Here is an 18,724-nt window from a genome sequence, read left to right as displayed (position 1 = left end):
CACAAAATCATTAGAATGTGAAACAATCATGAATGTGTGAAGGTGGGGCGCAGCGCGTTTCTGAACGGGGATAAATTTCTTTAGCGTCGTTCGCCCCGGGGGCCTTTGCACACATTGGGGGGATGAGTGGTGGCGGCCGTTGGGGACCGCCCCCACTCAGCCTGTTTAAGGCTGTTTTGCCTTGCCGCGCTTCCCGTTGGCTGCGCGGCAAGGCAAAAAGTCAGGACGCGGGCAGCTGCTGCCGGACGAACCGCAGCGTCACCAGCTGGAAGGGCCGCAGCCGGAGGCCGGCGCCGTCGGAGCCGGCATCCACGCCGGGAGCCTCAACGGGGCGTTCCAACAGATCGACGGCCTGCACCGTGGTGCAGGGGAAGCCTGCCGTGATCCTGGCCGTGGAGCGCCGGCCCAGCGACTCGTACAGCCGCACCACCACATCGCCTGAGCCGTCCTCGGCAAGCTTCACGGCTTCGACCACCACAGCGTCGTTGCTCACGGCCACCAGCGGCTCCACCGGCGCCGCCCCGCTGACCAGCCGGGGCACCAGGTTGGTCCGGTAGCCTTCCTGGACGGCGTCGGCGATTGCGGCACCGGGCCGGATGGTGACGGTGAACTCGTGGCGGCCGCGGTCCGCTTCGGGATCGGGGAACTTCGGAGCCCGCACCAGGGACAGCCGGACGGTGGTGGTGGTCCCGCCGTCGGCCCTGACGTTCCTGGTGACGTCGTGGCCGTAGGTGGACGAATTGGAGACCGCCACCCCGTAGCCGGGTTCGGCAACGTGGATCCACCGGTGGGCGCAGACTTCAAACTTCGCTGCTTCCCAGGACGTATTGGTGTGCGTCGGCCGGAAAACGTGGCCGAACTGCGTCTCCGCGGCGGAACGGTCCGCCCGGACGTCCAGGCCGAAGCCGAGTTTGAGCAGCTTCTCCCGCTCCTGCCAGTCGACCGTGGTGGTGATGGACAGCGCGGGGCTGCCCGGGGCAAGGGTGATGTGCTGCGTTACCGGGGACGTGCCGGCCAGCCGCTCCACCACCACGCCGGCGTCCGGCCCGTGGGTGGACACCCGGACGGACGCCGCAGCCGTCAGCGGTGTGACATTGCGGCGGTAGAACTCATCGATGTCCCAGGCGTCCCATTCATTGGGGGTGTCCCGGTGCAGCTCCAGGAGGTTACCCGGCTGGCCGGGGGCGATGGCCTCACGGCCGCTGGCATGGTCCACCAGGGAGACCAGTAACCCCGCCCCGTCCAGCTCTGCCCTGATAACGCCGTTATCCAGGACGTAACTGCCGCCCTGGGCCTGGGCCGTCGCCGGCACGGGCACGATCGACCGTTCGGCCGCGCCCAGGGCCGGCACACCGTCCCTGGCGTGCGGTGCTGCGTTCAGCAGGAACTGCCGGCCGCCCTGGCCCAGCATCGCAGCAGCGGCTGCGGCGATAACGGCCTCCAGCCCGGCCGCGACGGCGGCGTAGTTGCGTTCGGCATCCTGGTGCACCCAGGCGATCGAGCTGCCGGGCAGAATGTCGTGGAACTGCTGCAGCAGCACCAGGCGCCAGAGGCGCTTGAGCTCGGCTGCGGGATACTCGAAGCCGCCATGGGTCCGGACTGTTGCGGTGGCGCACCAGAGTTCCGCTTCGCGCAGCAGGTGTTCACTGCGCCGGTTGCCTTTTTTGGTGTTGGCCTGGCTGGTGTAGGTGCCACGGTGCAGTTCAAGGTACATTTCACCCACCCAGACGGGCAGGCCCTGGTAGTCGTCCTCGGCCTGCTGGAAGAAGCTCTCCGCGGATCCCAGGCGTACCTTCGGGGACCCTTCGAGGTCAGCGGTGCGGGCAGCGGCTGCAAGCATCTCCCGGGTGGGTCCGCCGCCGCCGTCACCGTAGCCGAACGGTACCAGCGAGACTGAGCCGCGGCCGTGGTCGCGGTAATTGCGTTCCGCGTGGGCCAGGTCCGCTCCGCTGAGTTCGGAATTATAGGTGTCCACCGGCGGGAAGTGGGTGAACAGGCGGGTGCCGTCGATGCCCTCCCAGTTGAACGTGTGGTGCGGCATCTTGTTGGTCTGGTTCCAGGAAATTTTCTGGGTCAGGAACCAGCGGCTGCCTGCTTCTTTGACGATCTGCGGCAGGGCGGCTGAGTAGCCGAAGGAATCGGGCAGCCAGGCCTCCCGGCATTCGACGCCGAACTCGGCCAGGAAAAAGCTCTTGCCCTCAAGGAACTGGCGGGCCATGGCCTCGCCGCCGGGCATGTTGGTGTCCGACTCCACCCACATGCCGCCCACGGGAACGAACTGGCCCGTACGGACCTTCTCCCGGATGCGGGCGAAAAGTTCAGGGTAGAACTCCTTGATCCAGGAAAGCTGCTGGGCGGAGGAGCACGAAAACACAAAGTCCGGGTCCTCGTCCATCAGGGCCACCACGTTGGAGAACGTCCTGGCACACTTGCGGATGGTTTCCCGCACCGGCCACAGCCAGGCCGAATCGATGTGCGCGTGCCCGGTGGCCACCAGCTGGTGCGCGGATCCGTACGCGGGCCGGGCCAGGACCCTGGCCAGGACCTCCCGTCCGGCGGCGGCAGTCCCGGCGATGTCGTCCGGATCCATCAGATCGAGCATGCGTTCCAGGGCGCGGAGTATTTCGTGCCGGCGGGGAAGCTCAAGGGGCAGCTGCGCCATCAGGCCCGCCAGGGTCAAGATGTCCTGCTGCAGCTCCCAGACCTCCTGCTGCAGTTCGGCGATCGCGATGCGTCCCAGCCGGTACTGCGGAGCCGTTCCGGCCGTCGCCTTGTCGCCGTAAGGAGTGGCCGCAAACGTCCACCCTTGCGCCACATCGGGGTTGGCTGCAGCCTCCACGTAGAAGTCCACCGCCATGCCGCTGCCCAGCAGCTTCAACGGGATGTACTGGTTGCGGGGCGAGATGGCCTTGATGATGCTGCCGTCTGCCCGCCAGGCGATGCCCTCGCACTGGAACCCCGGCACCTCGGTGGTGAAGCCAAGGTCAACCACCACCTCGACGGCGGTACCAGGCCCGGTGCCCCACGTTTCGGGGACCTCGCCCTGCACGCGCAGCCAGGTGGTCCCCCACGGCTTGCCCCAGGCGGCGTTGTGCTCCTGTGGAAGGAATTCCTGGCGCATGGCCTCCAGCGCGGGGACCGGCTCGTCCGGAACCTCCCAGCTGGTCAGCGTCAGCGGCAGGCTGCGGCTGTATACGGCGGGGTTGATGCGCTCACGCAGGAACCTCTCAAGGCGGACTTCCGTGATCCGGCGGTCGTCATGCAATCTGGGTCCTCTTTAGCGCTGGGAAGTGGACCAAGATGTCCATTCGATGGATAAATCTACCGGGTGCTTTCGGTGATAGCTACCCCGGCACACGGGCCGCGGGTAGCCCGGGCTGCAGCTCCCGGGCCCTCAGGATGGCTGAACAGCAGCGCCGGGTGGGGCAATGCGGCCGGCCCCGGCATAGACGTTAAAGCTGGTGCCCCGGCTGAAGCCGGCCAGGGTCAGCCCGCTGGATTCCGCGAGCTCCACTGCCAGGGACGACGGCGCACTGACGGCGGACAGCACCGGGATACCTGCCAGGGCCGCTTTCTGGACCAGTTCAAAGGAGGCGCGGCCGGAGACCTGCAGGACCGTCCCGCGCAGCGGAAGGAGGCCTTCCCGGAGGGCCCACCCCACCACCTTGTCCACGGCGTTGTGCCGGCCCACGTCCTCCCGGACGCACAGCAGCCGGGCGCCGCCGTCGCCGTCTATGGTGAACAGTCCGGCGGCGTGCACACCGCCGGTGCGTTCGAAGACGGCCTGCCCTTTCCTCAACTGGTCCGGCAGGGACGCCAGGACTTCCGCGGCCACGGTGAGCGGATCGCCGGCGGGGCTGTAGTGCGAGGACCTGGTCACCGCATCCACCGAGTCGGTGCCGCAGATTCCGCAGGCGCTGGAGGTATAGGACCGGCGTCCGTGGTCCGGGACGGTGACGTCCGGGCGGAGCTGGGCTTCGACCACGTTGAAGGTCTGGACACCGTTTTCGTCTTCGCCGGCGCAGAAACGCAGGGACGGCAGCTGTCCGGGCTCCCAGATGATGCCCTCGGAGACCAGGAAACCAGCCACGAGGTCAAAATCATCGCCCGGCGTGCGCATGGTGACCGAGTGGCTCAGGCCGCCCAGCCGGATCTCCAGCGGTTCCTCCACCGCCAGGATGTCCTCCTTGTGCCGCACCGGGAACTCGAGGGCAGCCGCTGAGCCGTCCAGGACATACCTGTGCACCTTGCGGCGCTGTGTCACCCTGCCCATGTCTGCTCCGTCCTGCTCATCGATCCATCATCCCAACGTGGCGGCCGGCGCTCAACCAAGGAGTGCGCTCCAGTCCACCGGGCCGGCCGCAGCTGGTTTTGCCGCCGGCCTGGCTGGCCGGGTGGCAGTCCTGGGTTTGGCTTTGGCCTTGGCGGCCGGGTCGGCGGGGGCCGGCAGGTCCGGACCCCAGGGCAGGGCGAAGGCCGGGACCGGTTCGCCCAGTTGGACCCCGTGCGGCGGCACCACCAGCACGCCGTCGGCGGCGGCGAGGCCGCGCATCATGCCGGGCCCGGTGTGCTGCGCGGGTGAGGCCATCCCATATACGAGCCGGAACGGCATCAGCCGGGTGCGCCCGGGCTCGGGTTCGATCATGGTTCCGCACGGCACCTCCTGCACCGGCGGCAGCGGCGCGTGCCCCAGCGCAGCCAGCAACGGCCCGCCCACGGTGGACAGCGCCAGCATGGCGGCCAGGGGGTTGCCGGGCAGCCCCAGGATAAAGCGGCCGTCGGGCAGTTCGGCGAGCACCACCGGGTGCCCGGGCCGCATCGCGATGCCGTCGATCAGCAGCCGGCCGCCCAGCCCGGCAACGGCTTTGCGGAGGTGGTCGGTGCCGGAGAGCCCGGTTCCTCCGGTGGTGATCACGACGTCGGCCGGCAGGTCCGCCGCACCGGCCACCTCCGGAACGTCGTCCTCCAGGGCTCCCAGCCAGTCGTCGTAGGCATCGCCGATCCGTTGCCGGCCGCCGTCCATGCCGCCGAGCATGGCCACCGCCCCGGACAGTTGCGGGCCGAAAGTGTCGCGGACCTTGCCCGGTCCGGGCACGCCGTTGTGGACCACCTCACCCCCGGTCAGGAGCAGCCTGACCAGCGGTTTGCCCTGCACCTGCAGGGTATCGTGGCCGGCGAGGGCCGCCAGGGCGATGTGCGCGGGGTTCAGTGTCACACCGGCCTTCACCAGGACGTCTCCGGTCAGCGCTTCCTCACCGGCCTTGCGGATGTGCTGGCCGTTCCGGGGTTCGCCGGGCCGGGCCGCACGGCCGCTGGTGAGGACGGGCAGGCCGTCCTCGTCGCTGGTCAGCACGGCGGCCTCGGTGCGCAGGATTGCCTTGGCTCCGGGCGGGATGAGTCCGCCCGTGGCGATGGGGCTTGCCTGGTGGGGCGCCAGCCGGGTGCCTTGCTCCGCCAGGATCCACGGCCCGCTGCCGTTGACCGCCCAGCCATCCATGGCCGAGGAGGCGTAGTGCGGCATGTCCTGCAAGGCCACAATGTCCTGTTCCAGGCGCCTGCCCAGGGCGAGGTCCAGCGCCACCGGTCCGGCCGGAATCGGTGTGGCTGCGTCGAAGGCGGCCTGCCGCGCCTCTTCCCACGTGTGGGCAAGGCGTGTTGGCGGCTCCGTTTGCTCGGGCTCCTGCGTTTCCTGGTGGGCTTCGGTCATTCGCCGGCTGTCCCGGCGGCGTCCTCGGCATAGGCGACGGCCAACCCCCGGGCCACGGCCAGGACGGCGTCCATGGCTGCCGGATCCTGGACCTGGCCGGGTGCCGACGCCAGGCCTGCGGCGTAACCGGCAATAAACGTTGTCAGGGGCGCGGCCGGGCGGACCACCGAGTGCGCTGCTACGCCGGCGAGCGAGAGGACGGCGTTCACATCCACGTGGAAGCCCTCAAGTTCGTAAGCCTGCAACAGTGCCCGGCACCATTCCTCGAGGGTCTCTTCCTGGCTTTTCACGTGCTGCCTCCAAGGTAGCTGCGGCCGCGGGCGTCAGGGCCCGTATGTGGTTCCTGACCTTCAGCGGCAATTCCTAGTGCGGCGGCGTCGTCCCACGTATCCACATCTGCTGTGGAGCCGGCCGGGACGGTGACGGGCTGCACGTCAAGACTAGCAAGGAGGGACCGGACCGAGCCGTTCGTCAGGCGGCCATCGGCGGCCAAGGCAGCGGCCGCCTTTTTTAGCCCATCTGTGCTGTAAAGGCCGGCCAGCGGCTGGTTGGTGCCGTCGGCTGCCCGGGCGATCACCCCCTGCTTTCCCGCGTCCGCCGCATCGGGGAGCGCCGCGCACAGCACCCGAACGGCTTCCGCGGCGTGCGGCATATCGCAGGCAAGCACCAGGACAAAAGCGGCCGGGGCGTGTGCGTGCGGTCCGGCCAAGGCTTCCAACCCGGCCAGGGCGTCCAGTCCGGCCGCGATGGCAGCTGCCGGCCCGGCAAAGGCCGGCTCCTCCCGGCAGGACTGCACACCGTCCGGCAGGGTTCCGGGGTCCGGCCCCACCACCACCCTGCGGGCCGCGCCGGAGGCTGCTTCGAGGGCACGGTCCAGGAGGCTGGCAGCGCCAAGAACCAGGTCCTGTTTGGGGGTTCCGCCCAGCCGGGATGACCTGCCGCCGGCAAGGATTACAGCATCAAATTCAACCGGGGTACCGTCCACTCCCCCAGCCTAGCCACGGACGGCTCCGCCCGCACAGCCGGTATGTGCTGCCGTGGCAGCGGTCAGGCAGCGCGCTCCGGCAACAGGAAGGGGTCCCAGGCGGGGGTCGGCTTTTCGAGTTCCTTGATCTGCCAGATGGCGCCGCGGGGCGGGGCAGGCACAAACCGCAGTTTCCAACCCATTTCGCCGGGCGTGTGGTCACCCTTGACGTTGTTGCAGCGCAGGCAGGCCGCCACCAGGTTCTCCCACGAGTCGGCTCCGCCGCGTGATTTGGGCTGGATGTGGTCTATGGTGTGCGCTGCCTTGCCGCAGTAACCGCAGGCATGTCCATCCCGGCGCAGCACCCCCCGGCGGCTTACCGCTGTTGACTGGTTATACCGGGGACGGATGTAGCGGTTCAGCAGGATAACGGAAGGCCTGCCCAGGATCTCCTGCGGACCCACGACGGGATCGTCGCCTTCGGCCACAACGCTTGCCTTGCCCGTGAGCACAAGCACCAGCGCCCGGCGGAAGGTGATAACCGCCAGCGGTTCATATCCAGCATTCAGAACGAGAGTGCGCATGCACGTACCTCCGGCCGCACCCGTCAGGGGCACGAGGGCCGGCTGCCCCCGGCGTGTCCGGGCTATGGATCGACATGACAAGAGTAAACAACGAAACGCGCTATCAACTAATTCCGGAGTTCACCGGTTCCGTGTCGTTGCGGCAGCTCCCTGCGGGGCGGCATCACATGGCAGGGCCTGGCGGCGGATGCACGAAGGACCCCCGCACCGTGGTGCGGAGGTCCTTCGGAGTGTGGCCTTTGGGCGGTTGACGCCGGCCGGGCCTGGGGTTCCCGGGAACCCGCTGGAATCAGCTGACGCGGATAAACACGGGGCCGGAGCCCACGTTGGCACTGAACACGATGGTCTGGTTGCCGTTGAAGCCGCCGTGAACTGCCTGGCCGTTGCCTGCGTAGACAGCGATGTGGGCCATGCCCGAGCCGCCGTTGGCGTAGTAGATCAGGTCACCGGGCTGAGCCTCGGCGGCACTCACGGTGCGGCCCAGGGAGAGGTAGCCTGCAGGCCAGTCGTGGAAGTTGATGCCCACTGCTGCGAGGGAGTTGGTGACCAGCATGGTGCAGTCCTGGACCACACCCAGCTGGGCGTAGGCGGCGGAGAGGATAGCCGCGCCCTTGCCGCTGGCGGGGGCCTGGGCTGCGGGTGCAGCCGCCGGAGCGGGAGCCGAGGCAACGGTGGCCGTGACCTTCGGTGCCGCAGCAGGCTGCGCAGCAGGGGCTGCGGCGGCGGGCGCTGCGGGCTCGGCTTCCTGGACGGTAACTTCGGGCTCGGGCTCAACAACGGGAGCCGGCGTGGTGGTCACGGCCGGTTTCTCGAAGGTGATGGCGATGGTCGAAGCGGCGGAGATGGGGGCGTCAACCGTCGATTCAACTTCCAGGCCGGACAGCGGCGCTGATTCACGCTGGGTGCTGGCGTCTGCAGCGTTGGCTGCGATTCCGCTGGTGAGGACCAGGCCGGAAGCTGCGGCAATGACGGCAGCCTGGCGTCCGAAGACTCCGGCGTTGCTGCCGACAGCCTTGGCAATGACGGTGATCGAGTTGGTTTTGGTGACCTCGGCGCGATGCCGTGCGATTGCACGAGTAGTCATCAGTTCTCTCTTTCGTTGTCCCGGGCCCTGCTGGTGGGCAGGCCCGGGGCGTTGGCCGCGCCGGCATCTTGGGGGTATTCCGGCGCGTCCAGAACGGGGATTTGGTGATTGGCGTGAAGCGGTTTCGAGCAAAGAAAAAGTTCCCGGGGCCGAAGCCCCAGGAACTACTTGCCGAGCGTGTAGAACGATGAGGAGCCCGTGGCTGCCACTGCGTGGAGCAGGGTGCCCTGGGAGGGGTTGAGCGCGCTGATCATCATGCCGTTGCCGACGTAGATACCAACGTGCGCGCCGCCATTCTGCATGACTAGGTCACCCGGCTGCGGGTTGGACGTGGGCGTCATGGCGTTCCAGGCATTCGTGCGGGGAATGCTGATGCCGGCCTGGGCGTAGACCCACTGGGTGAATCCGGAGCAGTCCCAGCCATTGGGGCTGGTGCCGCCCCAGACGTAGGGACGGCCGATGCCCGTGTAGGCGATGGCTGCGATGCCGGAAGTCGAAGCCGCAACGGGCGCGGCCTTCTCTGCCGGCGCTGCTGCCGCGGCCGTAGCTCCGGCTGCGGCCGGGGCTGCTGCCGTTGCGGTGGCTGCGGGGGTGGCCTGGACTCGGACCGGCTCCGGCTTCGGCGCAGCAATGGTTGTGACCACTGTGCGTTCGAAGGAAACGGTGGCGGTGGGAGCGGCGGTGACTGCCAGCGCGGTCTGGGCGGTGCCGGACTCGGTGGAAGCGGACACTCCGGCAGTGGTGTCAGCAGCTGTGGCAGGCAGTCCCATGGTCAGGATCAGGCCCGACGCGGCGGCGAATACTGCCGCCTGGCGACCTACTGTCCCGGCATTGGCACTGACGGCTTTGGAAACACTGTCCAAAGGGCTGGTGCGAACCGTGAGCGCACGGTGGCGCGCAGAATTGTGGCGTGAAGACAAGAAGGTGGCCTCTCCCAATGCCTGCGAGGTGAGCTGTCGGATTCGGATGGGAGTCACCCGGCCGCGCTGCTTCCTGGGAAGCTTTGCGACTTAACCCCAAGGCCTTCGATACCGCTGAAGGCCAAAATTGGTTCCCCCGCCCCTGCCAGACGATGAAATGCGAACGGACCTTGAGCGGTGGCAGAGCTAGGCAATCCACTCAAGAGCGTCAAGTTCGGAAAACTTGACGCAAGTTAGACGGTACAGCAGTTTCGTTTCAATGTCACATTCAGGTCACGGCGGATCTCGGCGATCCGGTAGTGAACCATCATTTGACTAGAGCCAGCCGGTAGGATCGACGACTTCGCCGTTGACCTGGACCTCGAAGTGGAGGTGGCAGCCGGTGGAAGCGCCCGTGGTGCCGCTCAGGGCCACCACATCGCCGCGGGACACCGTCTGGCCTTCCTTCACAGTGAAGGAGGAGAGGTGGTTATAGGTGGTCTCCAGGCCATTGCCGTGGTCGATCACCACGCGGTTTCCACCGCCGTACTGGTGCCAGCCGACGAATGTCACGGTTCCGGTTGCAGCAGCAAGCACGGATGTGCCGCACTGGGCCACGTAGTCCTGGCCACGGTGGAAGTCGCCGTTGCCGCCGGTGATGGGGCTGACGCGGTAGCCGAAGGGAGAGGCGGTGGTGAGCGTGGCCAGCGGCGCAGCAAGGCTGCCTGCCGAGGCCGCCCGGGAGACGGCGCTGGCGGACTGGGCACTGAGCAGCTGCTTGAGCTTGCCGTCCGGATCGGCCTGGGTCACCACAGCCGAGCGGCTGAAGTCCAGCTGGGCGCCGGCTTCTGCGGAGATCCGGGGCTGCGGGGTTACTGCGGCGGCAGCCACGGGGGTGGCTCCGGGTGCGTCGGTTGCAAGCACGGGGCTGGTGGCCGGGACGGTCACGGTAAGGACCAGGCCCGTGGCAGCCAGGGCGATGCCGGCTTTCTGGCCCATGCCGCTGGCCGACGCGAAGTCGGTGATCTGCCGGAAGGGACCCCTGCGGCGGCGCGCGTCGCGGTGGAAATCGCGCGGGCGCTCCGTGCTGGTGGCTTCAGCTGCCCGTGGCGCCGAAGCGGGGACGGCCGCACGGCGGCGTCCCCTGGAGGTCTGCATGGTCAAGAACGGTTCCTCTCTGGGAAAGCCTGCGGAGTTAGCTGTCGGATTCGGGTCAGAGAGTTCGTTCGACCCGGTCCGCGCGGGCAAGCTTTGGCACAGGGGTATCCCGTAGGATCCTTCACTGGAGAGGCTTGCTGCTGACGGACTTCACCCCAAGGCAGCCCCCGCTGCCGGTTGTGGTTCCCCCGCCTCTGCCAGAAATGACTTGTGCGCCTGATCCGCTGGCAGAGCTCGGCTCCGGATCAAGTAACGCTTATGTATCAACGCTTAGGTTCAACTATATCCGTTACCCCCGCAAAGTAACAATTCCGTTATCTTTGCGTAACCCGCTCGGGATTGGGTAAGTGCGGCGTCGGGCAGCGTCAGTTGACCGCGACGAAGACGTGCGCTGCCACTTCAGGGGGCAGTTCCAGGGCACCTTCGATGCCGGCCACGCGGACGGAGATGTAGTCGCCAACGCGCTCCAGCGAAACGGCCGCGCCGGGCCGGATGCCGCCTTCGTCGAGCTGGACCAGAAGCTCCGGTTCAACCTGGATGGGCTCCGCCAGCCGGCTCACCGTCACCGAGGAGGCGGGGCCGTAGGACTTCATGGCTTCGAGCAGGCTGACGGCTCCGTCCCGGAAGCCGTTGCCGGGCTGGCCACCCAACGCCGCGAGGCCCGGGATGGGGTTGCCGTAGGGCGACTCCGTGGGGTGGTTCAGCATCTCGTAGATGCGCTTCTCCACGCGTTCGCTCATCACGTGTTCCCAGCGGCAGGCCTCGTCGTGGACGTACGCCCAGTCCAGGCCGATAACGTCCGCCAGGAGGCGCTCGGCGAGCCGGTGTTTGCGCATGACTTCGGTGGCGCGCTTACGGCCGGTCTCGGTCAGTTCCAGGTGCCGGTCCCCGGACACCACCACCAGGCCGTCACGCTCCATCCGGCCGATGGTCTGCGAAACCGTGGGCCCCGAGTGCCTCAGCCGTTCCGCGATGCGGGCCCGGAGGGCAACGATGTTTTCTTCCTCAAGCTCCAAAATGGTGCGAAGGTACATCTCCGTAGTGTCGATAAGATCCGTCATCCAGCTCAGCTCCTCGAGCGCAGTACCTTGCGTTGTCCCACCGTACCGCCCAGACGGCGGCGTAGTCCGTGGAAAAGCTTAGCCTATTTTGAGTTTGTCCGAATAGATTCGGCTCTTCTGCCGGACTGTCTCAATGACTGGACTATGACGGGTGCGGTTCCCGCCGAAACACCACTTCAGGCACAATTGGAGGGTCCGGGCCGAGGGCCGCTGACCACTGGCGGCCGGCACCCAGCCGTCCCGGCGCAACAACTTCCACGCCGAAATTGGAGCACCTGTGAGCGAAACCAGCATCACGATCCCCGCCAACCTGCTGCCCCGGGACGGACGGTTCGGCGCCGGACCCTCCAAGGTCCGGCAGGAGCAGATCGATGCTCTTTCCGCCGCGTCCAAGGCCATTCTGGGGACCTCCCACCGCCAGGCTCCGGTCAAAAACCTGGTGGGCTCCGTCCGCTCCGGCCTGAGCCAGTTCTTCCGCGCCCCCGAAGGCTACGAAGTAGTCCTCGGGGTCGGTGGCTCCACCGCATTCTGGGATGTTGCCAGCTTTGGCCTGGTTGAGGAGAAGGCGCAGCACCTGTCCTTCGGTGAGTTCGGTTCCAAGTTCGCAGCCGCCACCAACAAGGCCCCGTTCCTGGCGGCTTCCTCCATCATCAAGGCGGAGCCGGGCACCCGTCCCACGGCACAGGCAGAGGCCGGTGTGGACGTCTACGCCTGGCCCCAGAACGAAACCTCCACTGGCGTCTCCGCCCCGGTGCGCCGCGTCGCGGGGGCCGATGAAGGCTCGCTGGTCCTGGTGGATGCCACCTCGGCTGCCGGCGGGCTGGACGTGGACGTTGCCGAAAGCGATGTCTACTACTTCGCACCGCAGAAGAACTTTGCCTCGGACGGCGGGCTGTGGCTGGGCCTGTTCTCGCCGGCCGCACTGGAGCGTGCCGCGCGGATCAAGGCCGGCAACCGCTGGATCCCGGATTTCCTGGACCTGCAGACGGCCATCGACAACTCCCGGCTGAACCAGACCTACAACACCCCGGCGCTCTCCACCCTGGTGACCCTGGACGCCCAGGTGCAGTGGCTGAACAGCAACGGCGGCCTGGACTTTGCTGCCGGGCGCACCGCCGATTCGGCAGGCCGGATCTACAGCTGGGCCGAGGCTTCGGAGTACGCAACACCGTTCGTAGCCAACCCGGACGAACGGTCCAATGTCATCGCCACCATTGATTTCGATGATTCCGTGGACGCCGCCCAGGTGGCAAAGGTCCTGCGAGCCAACGGCGTGGTGGACACCGAACCCTACCGCAAGCTGGGCCGCAACCAGTTGCGCATTGCCACGTTTGTTGCCATCGATCCGGACGACGTGACCGCCCTGCTGGCCAGCATCGACTACGTGGTGGGCGAACTGCGCAAATAGCGCGCAGCGACATGTCCTGAACGCACGACGGCGCCGCCCGGCTAAACAGCCGGGCGGCGCCTTTTTGTTGTGGTGCGGAGTGCCGTGGTGCGGAGTGCTTGGTGCGGAGTACTTTGGTCAGAAAATGCCGTGCGGAGTGCTGGGGCTTCGGCGGGAAAAACCGGGCCCGCGGGGCCTTAGTCTCCCCGGCCGCCGAAACCGGCACTGTCCGGCGAGTCTTCATCCTCGTCCGTTTCGGCGTCGTCCGCGTCATCGTCGTCATTGTCGTTAGCTGCATCAGCTGACACAACTGCGTCGTGTTCCTGGCCTTCCGGCACCTGGTCCGCAACGTCGTCGTCCGTTTCTGCGGCATCCGCATCAGCAGAGCTGTGGGCCGGCGCGTCCCGGTGCCGGCGTTCCTGCTCCTGGGCAGCCTGTTCCTGCTCATCCTCAGGCCGGACGCGTTCGGCCCACGGCACCCATTCAGGGGCGAGGATGGATTCCCCGGACGGTAGCATGCCGAGCTCGTTGACGGTGACCGTCTTGGAGCGGGAGTTGCGGGTCAGCACGGCGTACCACTGCCAGCCCTGGTAGCCGGCGAGCCTGGACTCGAACAGGTGCGTCACCAGGCGGTCGCCTTCGCTTTTGGCGGCCAGGTGCCGGCCAACGGCGCCAGGTTCGGTGATGCCCTCGACGGCGGCGCGGGCCGAATCCACGGCTGCGGCCAGGAAGGCATCCGGCTTTCCAACCCGCCAGACGGGCACACCGGCGCCCCGCTTGGGCGCGGCCGGTGCGGGGGCTGCCGCAGCAGGGGTGGCCTGGTCAGCGGCCGGGGCGTCAGCGGCCTGGTCCTGCAGCACCGCTTCCGGCTGTTCAGCTTGGGGGTTCATGGTTGCCTAAACGTCCAGCTCGTCGGCGACCTTGCGGAGGGCAGCGGCGATGGCCTTGCCCTTGTTGCCTTCCGGGTACTTACCGGCCGACAGGGTGCCGGACAGGTTATCCAGCACACTCACGAGGTCCTGGACCAGGGGCGCCAGGTCCTTGGCGCTGGGCCGCTTGGCCTTGGCCAGGGACGGCGTTTTGTCCAGTACCCGCAGGCCCAGCGCCTGGGCACCCTTCCGGCCGTCAGCGACGCCGAACTCCACACGGGTGCCGGCCTTGAGTTCCGTCACACCCTCGGGCAGCGACGATTTGGGCAGGAATACTTCCTGCCCGTCCTCGCCGGCGAGGAAGCCGAACCCTTTGTCCTTGTCATACCACTTGACCTTGCCGGTAGGCACGTAATCAACCTTCTTCGTCTTAATGTCTGGGGACCCGGCCGGCCACCACCGCGTCCGCACTGTGGTGCGGGTTCAGGGTATGGCAGCTGCGGACCGTCTTGGTCTGTATCCTTCAAGGTTATCCTGCCCGGTGCCACATTCCCGCTTTACCGGGCCCCACGGGAGCCGTTCACCCCCGCCGCCGCGGGCCTGTAGCGTTACTTCCATGACACCCCCGCGCTACCGCAGGCCCCTGATGATTGCGGCCGCAGCCATTGCCCTGCTGTCCCTGGCCGCCGTTGCAGCCGTTATGGCGCTGGCCTTCGCCGGCGCCGTGGCTCCGCCCTGGGTGACCTACTCCGCCCTTTACGGGCTGCCGCTGGCATTCATCCTGATGCTCTTCCTGGTTCTGGACAGTGTTGCCGGGCGTCGCCGGGCAACAAAGCCTGACCGGCGGTAACGTTGGACTGATGTCCCTCATTCGCGCGCTCAGCAAGGACTTGGCCGCCCGCACCGATGACTCGCTGCGGGCGCTGTTTGCGGCGCGGCCGGACCTTATCTCCCCGGGCGTCCCGGATTTCGCCGCGCTGGCGGCCCGGGCCAGTGCGCGGGTCAGCGTCCAGCGGGCGCTGGAACGGCTTAACCGGCCGCAGATGCAGGTCCTGGAAACCCTCCACCTGTGCACCAACACGGACACCGGCCACAGCGCGTCCGCCGCGGGGCTCCGCAAACTCATCACCGGGTCCACCGCCGCCACCGTCGACGGCATCCTGGCCACCCTGCAGGAAATGGCGCTGGTCCACCGGGCAGCCCCACCGTCCGGAACCGCCGCCGGGCCGGCAAAACACCGGTTTTACCTGCCTGTGGGCTCCTTGAAGGACGTGGTGGGGATTTACCCGGCCGGGCTCGGCCGCAGCTACACGGAACTGGTCCGGCTCCAGCCCGCGTTTGCGCAGCGCGCCGTTCAGCTGGTTTCCGAACTGCACCGCAGCGGTGCGGACATCCACGATGCCACCACCCCCATGGAAGCAGCTCTGGCCCTGCAACATTGGACGTCATCGCCGGAGGGACTGCACCATATCCTCGCAGGGGCACCGGCAAGGACCACGGCGTTGCTCGCCAGGTTCCGGAACTGGGCCATGGGCGCCGTCCCCCAGGCGCAACGCAAGGCGTCGATCACCACCGAGGGTGCCGACGTCGGGCCCGTGGACTGGCTGCTGGCCCGCGGCCTGCTGGTGCCCCTGGACGCGGCGCATGTGGAACTGCCGCACAGCGTGGGCACGTCGCTGCGCGGCGGTGTGGTTATCGACGACTTCAGCCTTACCCCGCCCCGCCCCGAGCTTGGCCGGACCACCGCCGCGTTGCGCAGGAACGCTGCCCTCAGCGCCATCTCGGAGACCCTGCGCCTGGTGGGCGAGCTGCTGCACGCCGTTGGCGAACAGCCGTTGGCAACCCTGCGCAGCGGCGGCGTGGGCGTCCGCGAAACCCGCAGGCTGAGCGAGGTGCTGCGCCTTGACCAGACCCGGGCGGGGGTGCTGCTGGAACTGTGCGCCCTGGCGGGCCTGATCCGGCTGGACGTGGACACCAGTTCCTGGGTGCGCCCGGCGGACCTCGAATGGCTCCTTGTGCCCCGGCAGGAGCAATGGTTGTGGCTGGTCAACGCCTGGCTGGCCAGCGAGCGGGTGCCCTCCCTGGTGGGCCAGCCCGGCGCCGGGCCCGCAACGGGCCACCGCGCCCCGGGCGGCGGTGCCATCGTGGCGCTCTCCGCCGAGGCGCAGCGCCCCGACGCCCCGGTGGTGCGCAAACGGATCCTGGAAATCCTGAAGGAGCTCACCGACGAGGCAGGGGCGCCGGACGGAACGGCGCCCGTGCTGGACGCAGTCGCGGTCCTCCAGCGCGCCGAATGGTCGCAGCCCAGGATGGCCCGGCGCTTCAGCTCCCTGATCCGCGGCGTCCTCGCCGAAGCCGAGCTCCTGGGCCTGGTGGGATCCGGCGCGTTGACCCAGCTGGGCAGTGCCGTGGCGGCGGACCAGCAGGACGATGCGCTGGACATCCTGGGCGAGCACCTGCCCGCGGCACTGAACCACGTGCTGCTCCAGGCCGACCTGACCGCCGTTGCCCCCGGCTACCTGGCACCGGCCCTGACGGAGCAGCTCCTGCTGATGGCCGACGCCGAGGGCCAAGGACCTGCAGGGATCTACCGCTTTTCGGCCGGGTCCATCCGCCGGGCCCTGGACAACGGTTTTGATGCCGCCGGGCTGCTCGCCTTCCTCCGCGAGCACTCGGCCACTGCCGTGCCCCAGCCGTTGGAGTACCTCGTGGCGGACACGGCATCCCGGCATGGCAGGCTCCAAGTGGGGCCCGCCGCCAGCTTCATCCAAAGCGACGACGAGGCCGCCCTGCAGGAGCTCCTCTCCGGCCCCCGCGCGGTCGCCCTGGGCCTGGCCCGGATCGCTCCCACGGTGCTGGTGGCCTCCGTGGCTCCCCGGGAAGCCGCGCAGGCCCTCCGCAGCCTGGGCCTCTCCCCCGCGGTGGATAACGGGGACGGGCCAGCGTTGCGGCTCCGGCGGACCACCGCGCCGCAGGAGAACGGCCGCCCGGTCTATTCCGCGCCGCGGACCGCGCCCCCGGCTGAGGACGTGGAGGCGCAACTGGCCGTGCTGCGGCAGGTGGGGGCCGCCGTCGGCAACGGAACATCCGGTGCCGGCGCATCCGGCAACGGGCACTCCGGCGAGGTGGCCACCCAGCTGGGGCTTGAGGCGCTGCAGCGGGCCATCCGGCTCAAGCAGAAAATCAGCATGAACGTGGTGGACAGCCTGGGGAATGCCAACCTGGAAATTGTTGTTCCGCTATCCGTAAGCGGCGGCCGGGTCCGGGTGTTTGACCCTGCCAGGGAAACAGAACGGGTCCTGTCCGTCCACCGCATCATCGATATCGAGGCCGCAGGGGAACTGCGCCAGTAAAGGACCCCCGTGAACGACGGACCCCTGATCGTCCAGAGTGATAAAACCATCCTCCTGGAGGTGGACCACGAGCTCGCCACCGAAGCCCGGCACGCGATCGCGCCCTTCGCGGAACTGGAACGCGCCCCGGAACACGTCCACAGCTACCGGCTCACCCCGCTGGGCCTGTGGAATGCGCGGGCCGCGGGCCTGGACGCCGAACGGGTCCTGGATACGCTGCTGAAGTACTCCCGGTTCCCGGTACCGCATTCGTTGCTGGTGGATGTGGCCGAAACCATGTCCCGGTACGGCCGGTTGCGGCTGGAAAAGGACCCCCAGCACGGCCTGGTGATGCGCACCGACGACTATCCGGTCCTGGAGGAAGTGATCAGGGCCAAAAAGATCCAGCCCCTGCTGGGCCCCCGGATCGACGGCGAAACCGTTGTGGTGCACGCCTCCCAGCGGGGCCAGCTGAAGCAGCTGCTGCTGAAGATCGGCTGGCCTGCGGAAGACCTGGCCGGCTACGTGGACGGCACCCCGCACCTGATTGCGCTCAAGGAAGAGGGTTGGCAGCTGCGGCCCTACCAGCAGCAGGCCAGCGAAAACTTCTGGTCCGGCGGCAGTGGAGTGGTGGTGCTGCCTTGCGGCGCCGGGAAAACCATTGTGGGCGCAGCGGCGATGGCCACCGGCTGCACCACCACCTTGATCCTCGTGACCAACACGGTGGCTGCCCGGCAGTGGAAGGACGAACTGCTCAAACGCACCACCCTGACTGAGGATGAGATCGGCGAATATTCCGGTGCCGTCAAGGAGGTCCGGCCGGTCACCATCGCCACCTACCAGGTCCTCACGCTCAAGCGCGGCGGCCTGTACCCGCACCTTGAGCTGGTGGACGGCCACGACTGGGGCCTGATCATCTACGACGAGGTCCACCTGCTGCCCGCCCCGATCTTCCGGATGACGGCGGACCTGCAGGCCAGGCGCCGGCTGGGCCTGACCGCCACGCTGGTCCGTGAGGACGGCCGCGAGGGTGAGGTTTTCAGCCTGATCGGCCCCAAACGCTACGACGCGCCGTGGAAGGACATCGAGTCGCAGGGCTACATCGCGCCGGCGGACTGCGTGGAGGTCCGCGTGGACCTGCCCCACGACGAACGGGTGGCCTACGCCATGGCCGAGGACGCGGACAAGTACCGGCTGTGCTCCACGTCAGAGTCCAAGACCCTGGTGGTGGAGCGCCTGGTGGAAAAGCACCGCGACGAACAGCTCCTGGTAATCGGACAGTACATCGACCAGCTGGACGAGATCGGCGAGCGCCTGGCCGCCCCGGTGATCAAGGGCGACACGACCGTGAAGGAACGCCAGAAGCTGTTCGACGCGTTCCGGGCCGGGGAGGTCAGGACCCTGGTGGTGTCCAAGGTGGCCAACTTCTCCATCGACCTTCCGGAGGCCTCCGTGGCCATCCAGGTGTCCGGCTCCTTCGGCTCGCGCCAGGAGGAAGCGCAGCGGCTGGGCCGGTTGCTGCGGCCCAAGAAGGATGGCCGGGCCGCCCGCTTCTACTCCCTGGTGGCCAGGGACACCCTGGACCAGGAGTTCGCCGCCAAACGGCAGCGGTTCCTGGCCGAGCAGGGGTACGCCTACCGCATCCTCGATGCCAAGGATGCGGACCGGCCGGGCTGATC

Annotated in this window: 16 protein-coding genes and 2 riboswitches; of the genes, 4 read left to right on the top strand and 12 right to left on the bottom strand. The window is 68.0% G+C overall.

The genetic code is table 11. The features are described 5' to 3' along the window. Window positions 1-220: 220 nt before the first annotated feature. The 10 genes from ASF72_RS01880 to ASF72_RS01835 form a co-directional block, all read right to left on the bottom strand. Window positions 221-3,265, bottom strand: coding sequence for an alpha-mannosidase (locus tag ASF72_RS01880; RefSeq protein WP_056596080.1), 3,045 nt, complete (start codon window positions 3,263-3,265; stop codon window positions 221-223). A gap of 129 nt (window positions 3,266-3,394) precedes the next feature. Further along, window positions 3,395-4,273 (bottom strand): formate dehydrogenase accessory sulfurtransferase FdhD, encoded by an 879-nt coding sequence (gene fdhD / locus ASF72_RS01875; RefSeq protein WP_056596077.1) that lies wholly within the window; start codon window positions 4,271-4,273, stop codon window positions 3,395-3,397. A gap of 51 nt (window positions 4,274-4,324) precedes the next feature. Further along, window positions 4,325-5,707: a molybdopterin molybdotransferase MoeA gene (locus ASF72_RS01870; protein WP_056596074.1), complete on the bottom strand. Its 1,383-nt coding sequence runs from the start codon at window positions 5,705-5,707 to the stop codon at window positions 4,325-4,327. Beyond that, window positions 5,704-5,997, bottom strand: coding sequence for a DUF6457 domain-containing protein (locus ASF72_RS20880; RefSeq protein WP_050686634.1), 294 nt, complete (start codon window positions 5,995-5,997; stop codon window positions 5,704-5,706). The genes ASF72_RS01870 and ASF72_RS20880 overlap by 4 nt, the downstream gene beginning before the upstream one ends. Beyond that, window positions 5,994-6,692, bottom strand: a complete 699-nt coding sequence (mobA, locus tag ASF72_RS01860; RefSeq protein ID WP_056596071.1) for a molybdenum cofactor guanylyltransferase — start codon at window positions 6,690-6,692, stop codon at window positions 5,994-5,996. The genes ASF72_RS20880 and mobA overlap by 4 nt, the downstream gene beginning before the upstream one ends. Window positions 6,693-6,754: 62 nt before the next feature. Continuing rightward, a complete protein-coding gene (locus tag ASF72_RS01855) occupies window positions 6,755-7,255 on the bottom strand; it encodes an HNH endonuclease (protein ID WP_050686630.1) in 501 nt (166 codons plus the stop codon). 289 nt (window positions 7,256-7,544) lie between these two features. After that, on the bottom strand, window positions 7,545-8,339 hold the full coding sequence (locus ASF72_RS01850) for an NlpC/P60 family protein (protein ID WP_050686628.1): 795 nt from the start codon (window positions 8,337-8,339) through the stop codon (window positions 7,545-7,547). A gap of 164 nt (window positions 8,340-8,503) precedes the next feature. Then, entirely contained in the window at window positions 8,504-9,202 is a 699-nt protein-coding gene (locus tag ASF72_RS01845) for a C40 family peptidase (RefSeq protein ID WP_050686626.1), read from the bottom strand. 61 nt (window positions 9,203-9,263) lie between these two features. Beyond that, window positions 9,264-9,438: riboswitch (cyclic di-AMP (ydaO/yuaA leader) on the bottom strand. A gap of 136 nt (window positions 9,439-9,574) precedes the next feature. Then, window positions 9,575-10,396 (bottom strand): M23 family metallopeptidase, encoded by an 822-nt coding sequence (locus ASF72_RS01840; RefSeq protein ID WP_050686650.1) that lies wholly within the window; start codon window positions 10,394-10,396, stop codon window positions 9,575-9,577. A 10-nt stretch (window positions 10,397-10,406) separates the two neighbouring features. After that, a riboswitch (cyclic di-AMP (ydaO/yuaA leader) is annotated at window positions 10,407-10,615 on the bottom strand. Window positions 10,616-10,761: 146 nt separating this feature from the next. Beyond that, window positions 10,762-11,457, bottom strand: a complete 696-nt coding sequence (locus ASF72_RS01835) for a metal-dependent transcriptional regulator (RefSeq protein ID WP_050686625.1) — start codon at window positions 11,455-11,457, stop codon at window positions 10,762-10,764. A gap of 277 nt (window positions 11,458-11,734) precedes the next feature. Between ASF72_RS01835 and serC the strand changes: the two genes are divergently transcribed. Further along, on the top strand, window positions 11,735-12,865 hold the full coding sequence (gene serC / locus ASF72_RS01830) for a phosphoserine transaminase (RefSeq protein WP_050686624.1): 1,131 nt from the start codon (window positions 11,735-11,737) through the stop codon (window positions 12,863-12,865). A gap of 176 nt (window positions 12,866-13,041) precedes the next feature. Here serC and ASF72_RS01825 read toward each other — a convergent pair whose 3' ends face one another. Both ASF72_RS01825 and ASF72_RS01820 read right to left on the bottom strand, forming a co-directional pair. Further along, window positions 13,042-13,734 carry a DUF3027 domain-containing protein gene (locus ASF72_RS01825; RefSeq protein ID WP_050686623.1) on the bottom strand — a complete coding sequence of 231 codons (693 nt, stop codon included), beginning with the start codon at window positions 13,732-13,734 and terminating at the stop codon, window positions 13,042-13,044. A 6-nt stretch (window positions 13,735-13,740) separates the two neighbouring features. Then, the gene (locus tag ASF72_RS01820; RefSeq protein ID WP_050686622.1) at window positions 13,741-14,124 is read right to left on the bottom strand and encodes a cold-shock protein; all 384 of its coding nucleotides are present in this window, start codon (window positions 14,122-14,124) and stop codon (window positions 13,741-13,743) included. A gap of 205 nt (window positions 14,125-14,329) precedes the next feature. Here ASF72_RS01820 and ASF72_RS01815 point away from each other — a divergent pair, with 205 nt between their 5' ends. Genes ASF72_RS01815 through ASF72_RS01805 form a run of 3 tightly spaced genes read left to right on the top strand, consistent with a single transcriptional unit; the run spans window position 14,330 to window position 18,722 of the window. After that, complete coding sequence (locus ASF72_RS01815) at window positions 14,330-14,563, top strand: hypothetical protein (RefSeq protein WP_050686621.1); 234 nt, start codon at window positions 14,330-14,332, stop codon at window positions 14,561-14,563. A gap of 10 nt (window positions 14,564-14,573) precedes the next feature. Then, the gene (locus tag ASF72_RS01810; protein ID WP_056596067.1) at window positions 14,574-17,066 is read left to right on the top strand and encodes a helicase-associated domain-containing protein; all 2,493 of its coding nucleotides are present in this window, start codon (window positions 14,574-14,576) and stop codon (window positions 17,064-17,066) included. Window positions 17,067-17,075: 9 nt separating this feature from the next. After that, complete coding sequence (locus ASF72_RS01805) at window positions 17,076-18,722, top strand: DNA repair helicase XPB (protein ID WP_056596064.1); 1,647 nt, start codon at window positions 17,076-17,078, stop codon at window positions 18,720-18,722. The last annotated feature ends 2 nt before the right edge of the window (window positions 18,723-18,724 follow it).

Origin of the sequence: Arthrobacter sp. Leaf141, from assembly GCF_001424565.1 — a bacterium.
Classification (GTDB): Bacteria; Actinomycetota; Actinomycetes; order Actinomycetales; family Micrococcaceae; genus Arthrobacter.
The sequence above is the reverse complement of the archived record's forward strand: the minus strand, read 5'-3'. Positions and strand labels throughout refer to the sequence as shown.

What these genes read in the sequence shown, in the direction of transcription:
- fdhD (WP_056596077.1), bottom strand. Translation starts at nt 4,273, where the DNA reads ATGGGCAGGGTGACACAGCGCCGCAAGGTGCACAGGTATGTCCTGGAC.
- ASF72_RS01855 (WP_050686630.1), bottom strand. Translation starts at nt 7,255, where the DNA reads ATGCGCACTCTCGTTCTGAATGCTGGATATGAACCGCTGGCGGTTATC.
- ASF72_RS01835 (WP_050686625.1), bottom strand. Translation starts at nt 11,457, where the DNA reads ATGACGGATCTTATCGACACTACGGAGATGTACCTTCGCACCATTTTG.
- ASF72_RS01825 (WP_050686623.1), bottom strand. Translation starts at nt 13,734, where the DNA reads ATGAACCCCCAAGCTGAACAGCCGGAAGCGGTGCTGCAGGACCAGGCC.
- ASF72_RS01815 (WP_050686621.1), top strand. Translation starts at nt 14,330, where the DNA reads ATGACACCCCCGCGCTACCGCAGGCCCCTGATGATTGCGGCCGCAGCC.
- ASF72_RS01850 (WP_050686628.1), bottom strand. Translation starts at nt 8,339, where the DNA reads ATGACTACTCGTGCAATCGCACGGCATCGCGCCGAGGTCACCAAAACC.
- ASF72_RS01870 (WP_056596074.1), bottom strand. Translation starts at nt 5,707, where the DNA reads ATGACCGAAGCCCACCAGGAAACGCAGGAGCCCGAGCAAACGGAGCCG.
- ASF72_RS01840 (WP_050686650.1), bottom strand. Translation starts at nt 10,396, where the DNA reads ATGCAGACCTCCAGGGGACGCCGCCGTGCGGCCGTCCCCGCTTCGGCG.
- ASF72_RS01810 (WP_056596067.1), top strand. Translation starts at nt 14,574, where the DNA reads ATGTCCCTCATTCGCGCGCTCAGCAAGGACTTGGCCGCCCGCACCGAT.